This is a genomic window from Kitasatospora sp. NPDC058063 (assembly GCF_042885395.1).
GTDB classification, from domain to species: domain Bacteria; phylum Actinomycetota; class Actinomycetes; order Streptomycetales; family Streptomycetaceae; genus Kitasatospora; species Kitasatospora lactacystinica.
This window is the reverse complement of sequence record NZ_JBHVSD010000001.1, coordinates 228,865-244,636: the sequence shown is the minus strand read 5'-3', so window position 1 is coordinate 244,636 and position 15,772 is coordinate 228,865. Positions and strand designations below refer to the sequence as shown.

Annotated in this window: 15 protein-coding genes and 3 tRNA genes; 13 read left to right on the top strand and 5 right to left on the bottom strand. The window is 72.0% G+C overall.

Features of this window, described 5'->3' with window-relative positions; translation table 11 throughout:
• The first annotated feature begins 119 nt into the window (after window positions 1-119).
• The 7 genes from ACFVUY_RS01200 (at window position 120) to ACFVUY_RS01170 (ending at window position 3,949) form a co-directional block, all read left to right on the top strand.
• Window positions 120-869 (top strand): DUF3566 domain-containing protein, encoded by a 750-nt coding sequence (locus ACFVUY_RS01200; RefSeq protein ID WP_387691279.1) that lies wholly within the window; start codon window positions 120-122, stop codon window positions 867-869.
• 261 nt (window positions 870-1,130) lie between these two features.
• On the top strand, window positions 1,131-2,525 hold the full coding sequence (locus ACFVUY_RS01195; RefSeq protein ID WP_387726570.1) for a class I SAM-dependent methyltransferase: 1,395 nt from the start codon (window positions 1,131-1,133) through the stop codon (window positions 2,523-2,525).
• A gap of 16 nt (window positions 2,526-2,541) precedes the next feature.
• Window positions 2,542-2,615, top strand: a tRNA-Ile gene (locus tag ACFVUY_RS01190).
• A gap of 104 nt (window positions 2,616-2,719) precedes the next feature.
• A tRNA-Ile gene (locus ACFVUY_RS01185) sits at window positions 2,720-2,793 on the top strand.
• A 164-nt stretch (window positions 2,794-2,957) separates the two neighbouring features.
• Window positions 2,958-3,302, top strand: coding sequence for a DUF6191 domain-containing protein (locus ACFVUY_RS01180; RefSeq protein ID WP_380358480.1), 345 nt, complete (start codon window positions 2,958-2,960; stop codon window positions 3,300-3,302).
• A gap of 259 nt (window positions 3,303-3,561) precedes the next feature.
• Window positions 3,562-3,690 (top strand): DLW-39 family protein, encoded by a 129-nt coding sequence (locus tag ACFVUY_RS01175; RefSeq protein ID WP_014137031.1) that lies wholly within the window; start codon window positions 3,562-3,564, stop codon window positions 3,688-3,690.
• 186 nt (window positions 3,691-3,876) lie between these two features.
• Window positions 3,877-3,949 (top strand) — tRNA-Ala (locus tag ACFVUY_RS01170).
• Between the two features lie 81 nt (window positions 3,950-4,030).
• Here ACFVUY_RS01170 and ACFVUY_RS01165 read toward each other — a convergent pair.
• On the bottom strand, window positions 4,031-4,771 hold the full coding sequence (locus ACFVUY_RS01165; RefSeq protein ID WP_387726567.1) for a DUF5324 family protein: 741 nt from the start codon (window positions 4,769-4,771) through the stop codon (window positions 4,031-4,033).
• A 219-nt stretch (window positions 4,772-4,990) separates the two neighbouring features.
• On the opposite strand from ACFVUY_RS01165, the gene ACFVUY_RS01160 reads away from it, so the two are divergent.
• Entirely contained in the window at window positions 4,991-5,884 is an 894-nt protein-coding gene (locus ACFVUY_RS01160; RefSeq protein ID WP_387726564.1) for a rhomboid family intramembrane serine protease, read from the top strand.
• Between the two features lie 337 nt (window positions 5,885-6,221).
• On the opposite strand, the gene crgA is transcribed toward ACFVUY_RS01160, so the two are convergent.
• Window positions 6,222-6,470 carry a cell division protein CrgA gene (gene crgA / locus ACFVUY_RS01155; RefSeq protein WP_224283164.1) on the bottom strand — a complete coding sequence of 83 codons (249 nt, stop codon included), beginning with the start codon at window positions 6,468-6,470 and terminating at the stop codon, window positions 6,222-6,224.
• 168 nt (window positions 6,471-6,638) lie between these two features.
• Here crgA and ACFVUY_RS01150 point away from each other — a divergent pair, with 168 nt between their 5' ends.
• The 5 genes from ACFVUY_RS01150 (at window position 6,639) to ACFVUY_RS01130 (ending at window position 10,338) form a co-directional block, all read left to right on the top strand.
• Window positions 6,639-7,403, top strand: a complete 765-nt coding sequence (locus ACFVUY_RS01150) for a DUF881 domain-containing protein (RefSeq protein ID WP_387691270.1) — start codon at window positions 6,639-6,641, stop codon at window positions 7,401-7,403.
• Between the two features lie 69 nt (window positions 7,404-7,472).
• The gene (locus ACFVUY_RS01145) at window positions 7,473-7,652 is read left to right on the top strand and encodes a hypothetical protein (RefSeq protein WP_049656795.1); all 180 of its coding nucleotides are present in this window, start codon (window positions 7,473-7,475) and stop codon (window positions 7,650-7,652) included.
• A 55-nt stretch (window positions 7,653-7,707) separates the two neighbouring features.
• Complete coding sequence (locus tag ACFVUY_RS01140; protein ID WP_359912219.1) at window positions 7,708-8,370, top strand: aminodeoxychorismate/anthranilate synthase component II; 663 nt, start codon at window positions 7,708-7,710, stop codon at window positions 8,368-8,370.
• Window positions 8,371-8,375: 5 nt separating this feature from the next.
• Entirely contained in the window at window positions 8,376-9,467 is a 1,092-nt protein-coding gene (locus ACFVUY_RS01135; RefSeq protein WP_387691267.1) for a class E sortase, read from the top strand.
• Window positions 9,468-9,504: 37 nt separating this feature from the next.
• Window positions 9,505-10,338 carry a class E sortase gene (locus tag ACFVUY_RS01130; RefSeq protein WP_387726561.1) on the top strand — a complete coding sequence of 278 codons (834 nt, stop codon included), beginning with the start codon at window positions 9,505-9,507 and terminating at the stop codon, window positions 10,336-10,338.
• Window positions 10,339-10,511: 173 nt separating this feature from the next.
• Here ACFVUY_RS01130 and pknB read toward each other — a convergent pair whose 3' ends face one another.
• The 3 genes from pknB to ACFVUY_RS01115 all read right to left on the bottom strand — a co-directional run bounded on the left by pknB (window position 10,512) and on the right by ACFVUY_RS01115 (window position 15,720).
• Window positions 10,512-12,626 (bottom strand): Stk1 family PASTA domain-containing Ser/Thr kinase, encoded by a 2,115-nt coding sequence (pknB, locus tag ACFVUY_RS01125; RefSeq protein ID WP_387726558.1) that lies wholly within the window; start codon window positions 12,624-12,626, stop codon window positions 10,512-10,514.
• A 260-nt stretch (window positions 12,627-12,886) separates the two neighbouring features.
• Window positions 12,887-14,344 (bottom strand): peptidoglycan D,D-transpeptidase FtsI family protein, encoded by a 1,458-nt coding sequence (locus ACFVUY_RS01120; protein WP_387691261.1) that lies wholly within the window; start codon window positions 14,342-14,344, stop codon window positions 12,887-12,889.
• The gene (locus ACFVUY_RS01115) at window positions 14,341-15,720 is read right to left on the bottom strand and encodes an FtsW/RodA/SpoVE family cell cycle protein (RefSeq protein ID WP_359912237.1); all 1,380 of its coding nucleotides are present in this window, start codon (window positions 15,718-15,720) and stop codon (window positions 14,341-14,343) included. Before ACFVUY_RS01115 ends, ACFVUY_RS01120 begins: the two co-directional genes overlap by 4 nt.
• Window positions 15,721-15,772 lie beyond the last annotated feature (52 nt).

Below are 15,772 nucleotides of genomic sequence, written 5' to 3'. Positions count from 1 at the left end.
ATCAACGGGCGCGGCGGCATCGGCCGCCGACCAGTTCCGGGCAATCCCGCCGGGCGCTGGATGACGATTGACGAAGCAGGGCGGCACCGCCGTCCTGGTGGGAAGTGCGGGAGGACCAGGTGAGTGGAGCCACGGGTGCTGCGGGAGGAACCTCCGGCGGCCGTCCGGGCGCGCAGGGCGGGGGTTCGTACGGCGTTCCGCAGCCGCCGACCGAGCACTCGGCCGCGTCCACCTCGCTGATGCCGCCGGCCGGTGGAGCGGGCCAGAGCGGTGCGACCTACGGCGGACAGCAGGCCGCGTCGGCGAGCGGCGGCCAGGCCGCCGGATCGGGCGGCTTCTCGCAGCCGACCACCTACGCCAAGGGGCAGCCGACCCCGGCCAGGGGCACCCGGGTCCCGGGGCACACCCCGCCCGGTGGCACCCCCACCGGCGGAGCGGCGCGCCGCCCCGGCGCGGCCCCCGCCCCGGCCCCCGCGGCCGGCGGCTCCGCGCTCGGCCGGACGCGCAAGGCCCGGCTGCGGGTGACCAAGGTCGACCCGTGGTCCGTGATGAAGGTCAGCTTCCTGCTGTCGCTGGCCGTCGGCATCATCATCATCGTGGCCGCGGCCGTGCTGTGGATGACGCTGGACTCGCTCGGCGTCTTCGACTCGCTGACCAAGACCCTCAAGGACGTCACCGGCTCGGACAGCAGCGGCGGCCTCAACCTGATGGACTACGTCGGCTTCGGCAAGGTGATGACTTTCACCACGCTGATCGCCGTGGTCGACGTCGTCCTGCTGACCGCCCTGTCCACGCTCTCCGCGTTCATCTACAACGCGGCGGCCGGCTTCACCGGCGGGGTGGAGCTCACCCTGGCCGAGGAGGACTGATTCCGGCCGGATCCTGACGCACGCTCAGTTTCCCGTCCGGGGACGGAATGTACGGGCCCCACCGGCTGTTGCAGCCGGTGGGGCCCGTCGGCATTTCGGGTGACAGCCGGCCGCCCGCGGCGCGCCGCCCGGAAAGCGGACGGCCGCCGTGGGATTAGCTGGGTGCCACCCGTCCCGAATCCCGGGAGTGCCGCAGGCCGCCCCCGATCCGCCCGACCGGGTCGGCTGAGGTTCCGCAGGACGACTGGACGGAGGCGCGCGGTGGCGAAGCTCGCAGGTCAACTGGTGGAGGCCCTGGAAGGGCTGTTGGGGGTCCCGGTGCCGCTGCGGGTCCAGGCCTGGGACGGAAGCGTCGCCGGGTCGCCGGGCGCGCCCACCGTGGTCCTGCGCAACCGTCGGGCGCTGCGCCGGCTGATCTGGCGGCCGGACGAACTGGGCCTGGCCCGGGCCTACGTCGCGGGGGACCTCGAGATCGCCCCCGGTACCGACCTGTACGAGACGCTCTCCGCCGTCGCCCGCTTCGCCGAGCGGCCGGAGATCCGCACCCTGGCCTTCGGCCCGCGGGACGTGGTCGGCGCCAGGGGCCGCCGGGTGCTCGCCGCCGTGCTGCGGGCCGGGGCGGTCGGCCTGGAACCCGAGCCGCCCCGCGAGGAGGTCCGCAGGGCCTCGGGGCGCCTGCACAGCCGCAGCCGGGACCGCGCGGCCATCAGCCACCACTACGACGTCGGGAACGACTTCTACCGGATCGTGCTGGGCTCCTCGATGGTCTACTCGTGCGCCTACTGGACGCCGGAGTCGAAGAGCCTGGAGGCCGCCCAGGAGGCCAAGCTCGACCTGATCTGCCGCAAGCTCGGCCTGCGCCCCGGGATGCGCCTGCTGGACGTCGGCTGCGGCTGGGGCTCACTGCTGCTGCACGCGGCGAAGCACTACGGGGTCACCGCGGTCGGCGTCTCCATCTCCCGGGAGCAGGTCGCGCTGGCCCGTGCCCGGGTCGAGGAGGCCGGCCTGTCCGACCGGGTCGAGGTCCGGCTGCAGGACTACCGGGAGATCACCGACGGGCCCTTCGACGCGATCTCCAGTGTCGGGATGGCCGAGCACGTCGGCGCCGAGCAGTACCGGGTCTACGCCGAGGGCCTGTACCGGCTGCTGGTGCCCGGCGGCCGGCTGCTCAACCACCAGATCGCCCGCCGCCCCGACCTCCCCGGTGAACAGCACCGCACCAGCCCCTTCATCGACCGCTTCGTCTTCCCGGACGGCGAGCTCTCCCCCGTCGGTTCCACCGTGGCGCGGCTGGAGGAGGCCGGCTTCGAGGTCCGGGACGTCGAGTCGCTGCGCGAGCACTACGGGCTGACCCTGCGCGAGTGGGTGGCCAACCTGGAGGCGCACTGGACGGAGGCGGTCCGGCTGGTCGGCCGCGGCCGGGCCCGGGTCTGGCGGCTGTACATGGCGGCCTCCGCGCTCGCCTTCGAGCAGAACCGGATCGGGATCAACCAGGTCCTCGCCGTCCGCAGCACCGAGGAGGGCTCGGCGGGCCTGCCGCCGACCCGCGAGGAGTGGCTGCTGCGGTCCTCCGCCGGTGCGCCGGGGCTGGTCGCGGGGGGTGCCGTCGCGGCCCCGGCCGAGCCGGATTTGGGAGATCGGCCGTCGGTCCGCTAATCTTTCAGTGCGGCAAGGGCCTATAGCTCAGACGGTTAGAGCGCTTCCCTGATAAGGAAGAGGCCACAGGTTCAAGTCCTGTTAGGCCCACAACCGCGAAGGGCCCGGAGTGATCCACTCCGGGCCCTTCGACTCTTTCGAGATCGGGCGGGGCCGTGGAGCGGCCGGGATCCGGTACGATCTCTGTTCGGTGAGGGCCTATAGCTCAGACGGTTAGAGCGCTTCCCTGATAAGGAAGAGGCCACAGGTTCAAGTCCTGTTAGGCCCACCTCCCCGAAGGGCCCGGAGTGATCCACTCCGGGCCCTTCGGCGTTTCCTGCCGCTCCTCCCGCCGCTCCTCCCGCCGCCGGACCGGGAACCGTGCGTCCGTCCCGACGGTTCCCCGGGGAAACACGGTGGAGGGTTGGTGACGGCATGGCGGTGTTGTGGGCGATGAGCATCCCCGGACTGGTCTGCGCCCTGGCGGTGCTGGCGGTGCTCGACCAGCTGGCACTGAGGGCGGGCCGCGCCCGCTGGGTGCCCTGGCGGGGGACCGGTCGGGAGGGGCAGATCTCGGCAACCGGGTTCGAGCAGTTGCACGCGCAGTTCGCCGCGGGCAAGCAGCACGAGCTGGACGAACGCGGCAGCACGCTGATGCTGCGGGACGAGGAGGGCGAGGGGGCGCCGCCGCGGACCAGGGTGGACCTCGCGGGCGGCACGGCCGTGGTGGTGGTGCCGGACCGCCCGGCGAACGGCCCCGCGGCCGGGGCGGTGCGGGGCCCGGGGTGCGGGGCCTGACCCGTGGGCGCGGCGGACGGTCCGGGGGCGGCCGGACCGCCCGCCAGGAGGTGCGGCGTCAATCCCGGGACCGGACCGCCGGGTTGGCCGTACCGGTGGCTGGTCACGATTGGGACACCGGTGTGTATCATCGGCCGCAAGGGCAGTCTGGCACTCGGCAGCCCGTTCGCGCTCGAAACACAACTGGACTCGTCGGCCCGGTCAGTCAGGCCGGATCCGGCTCTTGAGTCCGTCAACGCAAGAAGGACGAGGTCCCGCGGTGAAGAAGCTTCTCCTGGTCGCCCTGGTCGCCCTCGGCGGCTTCTTTGTCTACCGTCAGGTCCAGGCGGACCGCGCCGAGCAGGACCTGTGGACCGAGGCCACCGACCCGGTTCCGGCCGGTCGCTGAGCCCCCGGCGATCTGACGATCGACGAACTCCGGAGGCGCCCGTCGGCGCCTCCCGGGCCGGCCGGCCCGGTCGGCGAACCGGACCGGCCGACCCCATGGAACAGCACCGTTCCAGGGGGACGGCGCTGGGAATCGCGCCGGAAACCGGTACGCTAGTGCCCGTTGGCACGCGCGCGGTGCCGTCGAGGGGCATTAGCTCAGTTGGTAGAGCGCTGCCTTTGCAAGGCAGATGTCAGGAGTTCGAGTCTCCTATGCTCCACAATCCACGGCAGTAGCCGATCGGCCGTCGACCAGGATCCTGGTCGACGGCCGATCTGCGTTTCCGGCGGTCTCCGCACGGTCAGCGCGGCCCGGGGCCGTCCTCCTCGGGGGCGGGGCCGTCGTTCTCGCCGACCGGGGCCCCGTCCGTGCCCTCGGCGGTGGCGTCCGGGCCGGAGCCGTTCACCGGCGCGGACGCGGCGTGTGCGCCGGTGGGCCGGGGCTCCTGCGGTGCCGGGGGCTCGACCAGCCACTCCGGGTTGCTGTGCCGGCGCCACCACTGCCAGGCCACGATGCCGCCGCCGATCGCCAGCAGACCGGCCACGGCCAGGCCGGAGGCCAGGCGGTTGCAGTCCTTCTTCCTGGCGTTCCGGGCGGCCAGCTCGCTGATCTCGGCCGAGCTGACGTTGCCCTGGAGGGCGGTCAGCGCGGCGGCGCCGCGGGCCTGGGCCTCGTGGGCGACCGGCCCGACGGTGGCGCGGGCCTCCTCGACCGCCTGGGCGACCCTGGGGGCCACGGTGGTGCGGGCCTGGTCCGCGGCCCGGGCGGCGGACAGGCGGGCCGCCAGAGCGGCCTCCTGGGCCCGGTGGAGGGCCTTCAGGGCGTTCTGCTGGGCCTCCGGCGGCAGGCTGGCGAAGGCGTGGCCGATCTGCGGGGCGAGATGCCTGTCGTACTGGATGCGGAGGTTGTGGGCGGCCAGCGCGGCCTTCGGGCCCAAGGCGTCCAAGGCGGGGCCGAGGCGCTGCTTGGCGCCGTCCGCGAAGTGTGCGGCGGTGTCCCGGGTCCTGGTGGCCGTCTCTCGGGCCGAATCCGAAAAGCTCACGAGTCTCTCCTCCTGGGTGGCGTCCTATATGCACATATCCACCTGAATGCTGATCATGCATCCTGATTTGTCCGACGGCAGGTCGGGGTGGGCCGTTCGCGGGGCCCTGCGGGGCGGCGGGGTGGCGGGCGGGCGGTTGTGGGGGAGCCGGTCCGGGAGCGGGGGCGCGGCAGTAGGCTGGCGGTTTCGGAGGTCGTGTACGGGAAGGGGACTCCGCTGATGCTCCCGGACGAGCCGCGGCCGTCGGCCGATCGGTCCCCGGAGGCCGGTCCGCCCGGCTGCTACCGGCACCCGCGGACCCCCACCGGGGTCTCCTGCACCCGCTGCGAGCGGCCGATCTGCCCGCAGTGCATGGTGACCGCCTCGGTGGGCTTCCAGTGCCCGGAGTGCGTCGGCGACGGCCACGCCGGGACGCGTCGGGCGACCACCCGGTTCGGTGGCGCCCTGGCCGCCGACGGCGGGCTGGTCACCCGGGTGCTGATCGGCCTCAACGTCGTGGTCTGGGTGCTGGCGGCCTACGTGCTCACCCCGCGGCTGGGCCAGACCTGGTCGCTGTTCAGCGCGGGGCGGGACATCCTCGGCGGCCCGGCGGGCATCGCCGACGGCCCCGACCAGTGGTACCGGCTGCTGACCGCCACCTTCCTGCACCTGGAGTGGTGGCACGTCGGGATGAACATGCTGGTGCTGTTCTGGCTCGGCCCGACGCTGGAGGAGGCGCTCGGCCGGCTGCGCTTCCTGGCCCTGTACCTGGTCTCCGGTCTGGGCGGCAGCACCTTCGCCTTCCGGGTGGCCGGCGACTGGATGAACTCGGTGGGCGCCTCCGGGGCGGTCTTCGGGCTGATCGGCGCCACGATCGTGCTCCAGCTGCGGAACAGGGGCCCGCTCGGCCCGGCGATGGCGTTCCTGGTCTTCAACCTGGTCGTCACCTTCTCCCGCCCGGGCATCGACTGGCGGGCGCACGTCGGCGGGCTGGTGCTCGGCGCGCTGACCGCGGCCGGCCTGATGTACGCCCCGCGCGAGCGCCGCGGCCTGGTCCAGGCGCTGGCGGTGGCGGGCGCGGTGGCGGTCGAGGCGGGGATGCTGCTGACCGGGATGGCCCTCTACGGGGCCTGACCGCCCGGACGTTTGTCCACAGCGGGTGCGGGGTTGTGCACAGGCTGTGCGGCCACCGGGTTGCGGACTGCTGTTCTACGCGTGTCCTGCTGTGCGGTTTTCTCGTTTCCGGGGAGTTGTGCACAGCTGTGCACGGCCCCGCCCGGGAAAGTTATCCACAGGCTGGGGAGACTTTTCCCCAGTGTGGATAACCATGTGGATAAGCACGCCAGTCCGATGGTGGGGACAAACGACCGGATTCCCGACCGGTTCCGGGCACGCCTCACCGCCGCCCCGGGACGAGCGATCCGGAGCGGCGGGAAACGGCTCGAATCAGAGCCTCAGGACGGCCGGGCCGTCACTTCCACTGGGTGGAGACGCCGAACCCTGCGGCGATGAAGCCGAAGCCGACCAGGATGTTCCAGTTCCGCCAGCTCTCGACCGGGTAGGTGCCGCTGGTCACGTAGTAGGTGACGATCCACACCAGGCCGATCAGGAACAGCGCCAGCATCAGTGGGGCGACCCAACTGCGGCCCGAACTGATCTTCACCGCGGCCGTCGTCGGCGGGGTGTAGTCGGACTTCTTGCGGAGTCGAGACTTCGGCACGAGGAGCTCTCCTGTCGATGCGCTGTGAGACCGCGCAGGGTGCAGCGGGTGGAATCGGCTGCGGTCGGCCGTGGAGAACGTCCTGGGGACCGCTCCGCCACATGCCACCGGCGTCCGTTAGCGTAGTGGCTCGGCGGGTCTTGAGGAGATAAGGGTACGGTGACTAATTTGTCGATTCCCCCTGAGCCGGCCCCTACCCGCCGTTCCGGCACCCGAATTGTCGGACGTGCCCTGACCTGCGCCGTCTTCGCGCTCGCCGGTCTGCTCTTCTACATCAGCGCGCAGACCGCCCGCGGCACCGACCTGCGGACCGACAACTCGCTGCTGAGCCTCGGCGACGTGGTCCGCCAGCGCAGCGCGCAGAACCAGCAGGCGCAGTCCCAGCTCGCCGACCTCCAGGCCCGCGCCCAGCAGCTCACCGAACAGCAGGGCCACGACCCCGCCGACACCGCGCAGCTGGACGGCCTGCGCTCCGGCGCCGCGCTGGAGCCGCTCCAGGGCGGCGGCCTGACCGTCACCCTCAACGACGCCCCGCCGAACGCCACCGCGCGCATCCCGGGGGTGCCCGAGCCCCGCGTCAACGACCTGGTCATCCACCAGCAGGACATCCAGGCCGTGGTCAACGCGCTGTGGCGGGGCGGCGCCGAGGGCGTGCAGGTGATGGACCAGCGCCTGATCTCCACCAGCGCCGTCCGCTGCGTCGGCAACACCCTGCTCCTCCAGGGCCGGGTCTACTCCCCGCCGTACGTGGTCAAGGCGGTGGGCCGGACCGACGCCCTGCATTCGGCCGTCGACGCGGACCCGACGATCCGCAAGTACCTCCAGTACGTCCAGGCGTACGGGCTGGGCTGGAAGGTCCAGGAGAGCGGCGAGCTGAACCTGCCCGGCTACTCCGGCACCACCGAGCTGCGGTCGGCGGGCGGGCAGCAGTAGCGGACCGGCCCCGCGGCCGTGCACGGCGGGTCTACTCTTTAACCCAGTCCGCTACGTCGAGGGAGCACCATGTACGGCTGGATCTGGCGTCACCTCCCGGGGAACACCCTGGTCCGGGCCGTCATTTCGCTGCTCCTCGTCCTGGGGATCGTCTACCTCCTCTTCACCTACGTCTTCCCGTGGGCGGAACCGCTGCTCCCCTTCGGCGACGTCACAGTGGACGGCGGCGACGGCGCCGCGACCGGCTGAGCCGGCGGGCCCGGCACTCCCTTCCCGCACCGCACCCCACGGAGACCACGCGCGCATGACGACCCGGACGACCCCGCCCCGCATCCTGGTGGTGGACAACTACGACAGCTTCGTCTTCAACCTGGTCCAGTACCTGTACCAGCTCGGCGCCACCTGCGAGGTGGTGCGCAACGACGAGGTGACCGTCGAGCACGCCGTCCGCCGCTCCGGCGAGGAGGGCTTCGACGGAGTGCTGCTCTCTCCCGGGCCCGGCGCTCCCGAGGAGGCCGGGGTCTGCATCGAGATGGTGCACCACTGCGCGCGGATCGGGCTGCCGGTGTTCGGCGTCTGCCTGGGCCTCCAGTCGATCGCGGCCGCGTACGGCGCGGTGGTCGGCCGGGCGCCCGAGCTGCTGCACGGCAAGACCTCGCCGGTCGAGCACGAGGACGGCGGGGTCTTCGAGGGCCTGCCCTCGCCGCTGACCGCGACCCGCTACCACTCGCTCGCGGTCGAGCCGGCCACCGTGCCGGCCGAGCTGGTGGTCACCGCGCGCACCGGGAGCGGCGTGATCATGGGCCTGAGGCACCGTGAACTGCCCGTCGAGGGCGTGCAGTTCCACCCCGAGTCGGTGCTCACCGAGGGCGGGCACCGGATGCTCGCCAACTGGCTCGCGGAGTGCGGCTTCCCGCAGGCGGTCGACCGGTCGGCCGGGCTCGCCCCGGTGATCGGCCGGGGCTGACCGGCGTGACCGCGCTGCGTCCGGAGCGGCGCTTCCAGCCGGAGGCGGACCCGTACGGCACCGTGCAGCAGTACGGCGGGCCCGGGTACCCGGGCCAGGACGACGGCACCGGCGGTGCGCCCTACCGGCAGCACCCGGGGCAGACCGTGCCCGAGGACGCCTGGGGCGTCTACGAGCAGGCCCAGGAGCCCCTGGTGGACGGACCCGAGTACCCCTGGCTGCCCGACCAGACCCTCCAGCTGCGGCTGCCCCCGGACCTCGGCGCGCCGGCCGCCGAACCGGCCCCCACCGGCGGCCGGGCCGAGCGCCGCCGCGCCGCCCAGGGCCGCACCTCGCTGCGCTCCGGCAACGGCCGGCGCCGGGCGGGCGGCCGTGCCGCCGGGCGGGTGCGTCCCAAGGAGTCCCTGCTCGTGGTGGCCGCCCGGGGCGTCGGCGAGCTGTGCATAACGCTCGGCGTGGTGATGCTGCTCTTCGTGGCGTACCAGCTCTGGTGGACCAACGTGCAGGCCGACGAGGCCGCCGACGGGGCCCGCAACAAGCTGGAGCAGCAGTTCAACGCGGTCGCCCCGCCCGTCCAGCCGGGCCAACCGGCCCCGGACCCGAACAAGCCCGAGGTGTTCGAGCCCGGCAAGGGCTTCGCCATCATCTACCTGCCCAAGCTGGGGCTGAAGTTCCCGATCGCCGAGGGCACCTCCAAGTCGGCGGTGCTCGACAACGGCCTGGTCGGCCACTACAGCGGCACCGGCATGCCGGGCGACAAGGCGGGCAACTTCGCGCTGGCGGCCCACCGCAACACCCACGGCGAGCCGTTCCGGTACATCAACCAGCTCGGCAAGGGCGACAAGATCGTGGTGGAGACCGCCGCCGGGTACTACACCTACGAGGTCACCGGGGGCATCCCGGAGACCTCCCCGAACAACGTGAGCGTGATCAAGCCGGTGCCGAACGGCGCCGGGTACACCGGTCCCGGCCGCTACATCACGCTGACGACGTGCACCCCGGAGTTCACCTCCAAGTTCCGTCTCATCGTCTTTGGCAAGATGATCGAGGAACGGCCGCGTGCCCAGGGCAAGCCGGCCGCGATCACGGGCGGGTAGCCGCCCGGCCGCCCGGCCCGGAGGGGGAACACCGCAGATGCAGGACGAGACCGCGCAGTCGGCCGAACCGGCGCAGGAGGCATTCCCCCCGCCCGAGCCGCGGGCCGGGCGGGGCCGGAACCGGGCGCTGGCCGCGCTCGGCGTCTTCGGCGAGCTGTTGATCACCCTGGGCCTGGTGCTCGGCCTGTTCGTGGCCTACTCGCTGTGGTGGACCAACGTGCAGGCGGACCGCTCGGCCTCGGAGGCCGCCGACCGGCTGCGCGGCAGCTGGGCCGCGGGCCCGAACCCCGGCCCCCCGGCCGCCCCCGGCGCCACCCCGGTCCCCGGCGCGTCCGGTGCCCCCGGCGCCGCGCCCGCGGCCGCGCCGAAGCAGTTCGCGGTCGGGGACGACGTCGGCTTCCTGCACGTCCCGGCGATGGGCAGGGACTTCCAGGTGCTGATCCGGCTGGGCACCTCCACCGAGGTCCTGGACGACGGCGTGGCGGGCGTGTACGAGCAGCCGTACAAGGCCGCGATGCCCTGGGACCAGGAGGGCAACTTCGCGCTGGCGGCCCACCGGGACGGCCACGGCGCCAAGTTCCACGACCTGGACGCCGTCCACCGGGGCGACGCCGTCGTGGTCGAGACCCAGGACAAGTGGTACGTCTACAAGGTCGACAGCACCCTGGCGGAGACGTCCAAGTACGACACCGGCATCGTGGCGCCCGTCCCGGCCCGCTCCGGCTACGCCGGGCCCGGCCGCTACATCACCCTGACCACCTGCACGCCGGTGTACACCTCGCGCTACCGGATGGCCGTCTGGGGCAGCCTGGTGCGGGTGGACGACATGGATGCCAAGCGCACCCCGCCGCCGGAGCTGCGGCGCCCCTGAGGCCCTGCACGGGGCTCCCCGGGACCTACCGGGGACCTTCCGGGGCCTCGTGGGGGCCCCGGGGCCGGGTACGGAAACGCCCGAGGGCCCGCCGCAAGCGTTGCGGCGGGCCCTCGGGCGTGCTCCGTGCTGCTGGTCCCCCGGTTCAGCCGAACCAGGGGAATACCGGAGGCTTAGTGGTCCCCTTTGGGGGGTGTGGTGGTGGGGTCGCCCCCTTTGGGCGGCTCGGCCGCCTTGGTGTACAGCTGGATCTGGGTGTTCGGGTCGACCGCGGTGCCGGCCGGCGGGTTGGTCTGCTGCACCGTCGCGTTCGGGTCCGAAGGGCCGCTGACCACGATGTAGGTCAGGCCGAGCTTCTGCAGCTGGGGCCCGACGTCGCTCAGCTTGACGTTCTGCAGCGGCGGGACCTGGGGCTTGTCCTGCGCCTTGAAGATGGTCAGCGCGATCTTGGTGTTGGCCGGGGCCTTGGTGTTGGCCGGGACCGACTGGAAGGAGACAGTGTTGACCTTGCTCGGGTCGGGGGCCGGCGCGGTCTTCGAGGCGTCCACCTGGAAGCCGAGGCCCTGGAGGGTGGCCGTCGCGTCCTCCTTCTGGGCGCCGACCACGTTCGGCACGTTCACCTTGGCCTTGCCCTGCGACACGGTCAGCTTGATCGCGGCGCTCGGGTCGACGGCCGCGTTGGCCGCCGGGTCCTGGGCGGTGACGGTGTCCTGCGCGGCGTTGTCGTCGTCCTTGTACTCGGTGGTGACGTTGGTGAAGCCGAGGTCGGCGAGCGCCTTGACGGCCTGGTCCTTGGGCTTGCCGACCACGCCGGGGACCTGCGCCTTGGCCGGGCCCGAGGAGACCTGCACCGTGATGGTGGAGGTCTCCGCGACCTGGGTGCCCGCCGTCGGGGTCTGGGTGCAGACCTGGTCCTTCTTGACGTTGGTGTCCGGGCAGGCGATCTTGTCGCCCTCGGTCACCACGAGCTTGGGGCCGGCCCCGGCGGCGGCCGTCTTGGCCTCGGCCAGGGTCTTGCCGACCAGGTTCGGGGCGGTGACCTTCGCGGCCTCCTTGGTGCCCTTGTCGCCGAACATCGCCTGGGCGACGAAGAAGGTGCCGACCAGGACCAGCACGGCGGCCACCGCCAGCACGACCCAGGAGGTGTTGCTCTTCTTCGGCGGGTCCTCGCCCCGCCGGCCGCCGCCGCGGCCGTAGCCGTCGTCGTTGCCGCCGCCCGAGGCGCCGGCGTAGGTCTGGCCGTAGCCGTCGTCCTGGTAGCCGCCCTGCTGCCCGTAGCCGGGCTGCCCGGAGGCCTGCGGCAGGACGGTGGTCGGGCCGCCGCCGGGCTGCTGCGGCAGCACGTTGGTCTGCCCGTACGGGTCGTGCTGCTGCGGGTAGCCGTTCTGGTCGTAGCCGTATCCGGCGGCGCCCATGCCGTACGCGGCCTGCTGGGCGGCGGCGACCGGGAGGCCGTCGAGGAAGCGCTCGATGTCGTCGCGCATCTCGTCGGCGCTCTGGTAGCGGTAGTCGCGGTCCTTGGCGAGCGCCTTCAGCACGATCGCGTCGATCTCGGGGCGCACCTCGGGGTCGAAGACCGACGGCGGCTGCGGCTCCTCCCGGACGTGCTGGTAGGCCACCGCGACCGGCGAGTCGCCGACGAACGGCGGGCGCACGGTCAGCAGCTCGTAGAGCAGGCAGCCGGTGGAGTAGAGGTCGGAGCGGGCGTCGACCTGCTCGCCCTTGGCCTGCTCGGGGGAGAGGTACTGGGCGGTGCCGATGACGGCCGAGGTCTGCGTCATGGTCATACCGGCGTCACCCATCGCACGGGCGATGCCGAAGTCCATGACCTTGACGTTGCCCTGCCGGGTCAGCATCACGTTGGCCGGCTTGATGTCGCGGTGCACGATGCCGGCCCGGTGCGAGTACTCCAGGGCCTGGAGGATGCCGATGGTCATCTCCAGGGCGCGCTCGGGCAGCAGCCGGCGGCCGGAGTGCAGCAGCTCGCGCAGCGTGGACCCCTCGACGTACTCCATCACGATGTACGGGATGGAGATGCCGTCGATGTAGTCCTCGCCGGTGTCGTACACGGCGACGATCGCGGGATGGTTCAGGGACGCGGCCGACTGCGCCTCGCGGCGGAAGCGGGCCTGGAACGACGGATCCCGGGCCATGTCGGCCCGGAGCGTCTTCACTGCGACGGAGCGGCCGAGTCGGGTGTCATGGGCGAGGTACACCTCGGCCATGCCGCCGCGTCCTAGGACGCCGCCGAGCTCGTACCTGCCGCCGAGGCGACGAGGCTCTTCCATAGTTCAGACCCTCTCCCTCACCCGCCGGTGAGGTTGTGACGTAGGTGTCCCCGCACGCTCTGGGTGACGCCGCGCGGTCCGCGACCGGTTCTCCGGCCGAGCCGTGCGGTGCCTCGCGGGCGGCAACGGGCACACCCGCTGCTGGCGGATACGCTACCGGTCGCACCGCACCGGACCGGAGTCAACCGTCGGCCGATATCAGACCGGTATCCGGACGGGGCCGGCGATCGTGACGTTCCCCTCACCTCGGATCCACGCTCCTACTTGCCGAGAGCGGCCTGCATCACCGCCTTGGCGATCGGGGCCGCGAGCCGGCCGCCGCTGATGCCGTCGCGGTTCTGGGAACCGTCCTCGACCACCACCGCGACCGCGACCGACTGGCCGTCCGCGGTCTTGGCCCACGAGGTGAACCAGGCGAAGGGCAGCCCCGCGTTGTCCTCGCCGTGCTGCGCGGTGCCGGTCTTGCCGCCGACCTGGAGGCCGGGGATCTTGGCGTTGGTGCCGGTGCCGTTCTCGACCACCGAGACCATCAGGTCCTGCATCTTCTGCGCGGTGGCCGGGCTCATCGCCTGGGAGAACTGCTTCTCGGTGTGCTTGGAGACGGTGGTCAGGGTGGCCGAGCGCTCCTGGTCGACCAGGTACGGCTGCATCAGGCTGCCGTTGTTGGCGATGGCGGCGGAGACCATGGCCATCTGGAGCGGGGTGGCCCGGGTGTCGTGCTGGCCGATCGAGTCCTGGGCGGTGCCGTCCAGGCTCGGGCTGTCCGGGAAGACGCTCTTCTCGGACCGGACCGGGGTGTCGATCGTGCTGTTGAAGCCGAACTTCTCGGCCTGCGCGCGCATCCGCTCCTTGCCCAGGTCCGCGCCCATCTTGGCGAAGACCGTGTTGCAGGACTGGTCCATCCCGGACTTGACGGTCGCGTTCTCGCAGCGCTCGTTCGGGCTCTCGTTCTTCAGCTGGGTGGTGGTGTTCGGCAGGATGTACGGCTCGGGCGTGTCCGTGGCGTCGTCGATGCTCTGGTAGCGGCCGTTCTCGAACGCCGCGGTCGCGGTGACCAGCTTGAAGGTCGAGCCGGGCGGATAGGTCTCCTTCAGCGCCCGGTTGAGCATCGGCTTGTTCGGGTCCGCGTTGAGGTCCGTCCACGCCTTGGTGTCGGCCGCCTCGCCGCCGGCGAAGGTGCCGGGGTCGTAGGACGGGGTGGAGACCAGCCCGAGGATCGCGCCGGTCTTCGGGTCGAGGGCGACCACCGCGCCCTTCTTGTTGCCCATGGCGTCGAAGGCCGCCTTCTGGACCTTGGCGTTGATGGTGGTGACGACGTCGCCGCCGCGCTTCTGCTCGCCGGTCAGCATGTCCAGGGTGTTGCGGAAGAACAGCCGGTCGTCCGTCCCGGAGAGGATGCCGTCCTCCAGGTTCTCCAGCTGGTTGGAGCCGTAGGCCTGGGAGGAGTAGCCGGTCACCGGGGCGTACATCGGGCCGTCGACCCAGGAGCGCTTGTACTTGTAGCGCAGGCCGTCGACGAAGTCCGACTTCGTGACCGGCTGGCCGCTGACGATGATGTTGCCGCGCGGGTGGGCGTAGCGGTCGTACAGCTGGCGCTTGTTGTTCTTGTTGGTGGCCCAGGAGTCGGCCTGGACGCCCTGCACCCAGTTGGTGCGCACCATCAGGGCCAGGATCAGGACGAGGCAGAAGATCGAGACCCGGCGGATCGGCTTGTTCATCGGGCGGGTCCTCCCTGGCCCTCGGTGGCGGCCGGGGCCGGTTCGGCCCCGGGCCGGCGGGCGCTGTCGCTGATCTTCAGCAGGATCGCGACCAGCGCCCAGTTGGCGACCACGGACGAACCGCCCTGGGCGAGGAACGGCATGGTCATACCGGTGAGCGGGATCAGCCCGGTGACACCGCCGGCCACGACGAACACCTGGATCGCCATCGCCGAGGAGAGGCCGACGGCGAACAGCTTGCCGAACGGGTCGCGGGCGGCGAGCGCGGTGCGCAGGCCGCGCTGCACCAGCAGCGCGTACAGCAGGAAGATCGCCATCAGGCCGGTCAGTCCGAGCTCCTCGCCGAAGGAGCCCAGGATGAAGTCGCTCTTGGCCGCGAAGGCGATCAGCCAGGAGCGGCCCTGGCCGAGGCCGGAGCCGGTGACCCCGCCCGAGCCGAGCGCCATCAGCGACTGGCCGATCTGCTCGGTGGCGCCCTTCGGCGGGTTCGCGCTGAAGGCGGCCATCGGGTCGAGCCAGGCGTCGATGCGGACCTTCACGTGGCTGGCGGTCGAGGCGACCGCGACCGCGCCGCCGACCGACATCAGCAGGCCGAACAGGATCCAGCTGGTCCGCTCGGTGGCGACGTAGAGCATCACCACGAACAGGCCGAAGAACAGGAAGGACGTGCCCAGGTCGTTCTCGAAGATCAGGATCAGCAGGCTGAGCAGCCAGATCACGACGATCGGGCCGAGGTCGCGGCCGCGCGGCAGGTACAGGCCCATGAACCGGCGGCTGGCCAGTGCCAGGGCGTCCCGCTTGACCATCAGGTAGCCGGCGAAGAACACCGTCAGGACGATCTTGGCGAACTCGCCCGGCTGGATGGAGAAGCTGCCCATCCGGATCCAGATCTTGGCGCCGAAGTCCTCCGCCCGGGACGGGAAGAAGGCCGGCGCGGCGAGCAGGACCAGGGCCACCACCATCGAGATGTAGGTGTAGCGCTGCAGCACCCGGTGGTCCTTCAGCAGCACCATCACCCCGATGAAGCCGGCGATCCCGAGGGCCGACCACATCAGCTGGTTCTCGGCCGCCGGGTAGTTGCCCCGGAGCAGCTTGCCCGCCTTGTCGAGCCGCCAGATCATCACCACCCCGAGCCCGTTCAGCAGGGTGGCGATCGGCAGCATCAGCGGGTCCGCGTACGGCGCGAAGCGGCGCACCAGCAGGTGCGCGACCACCGCCAGGGCGCCCATGCCGAGCCCGTAGCCGAGCATGCCGGTGGGCAGCTTGCCGTCCATCGCGAGGCCGACGTTGGCGTACGCGAGGACCGGCACCAGCACCGCGAAGACCAGCAGGGCCAGCTCGGTGTTGCGCCGGTTGGGCGTCTCCTGCGGGGAGATCGTGGTGTTGCCCCGGCGGCGGGGGACGGCACGTTCAGCCGCCCGGCGCCGG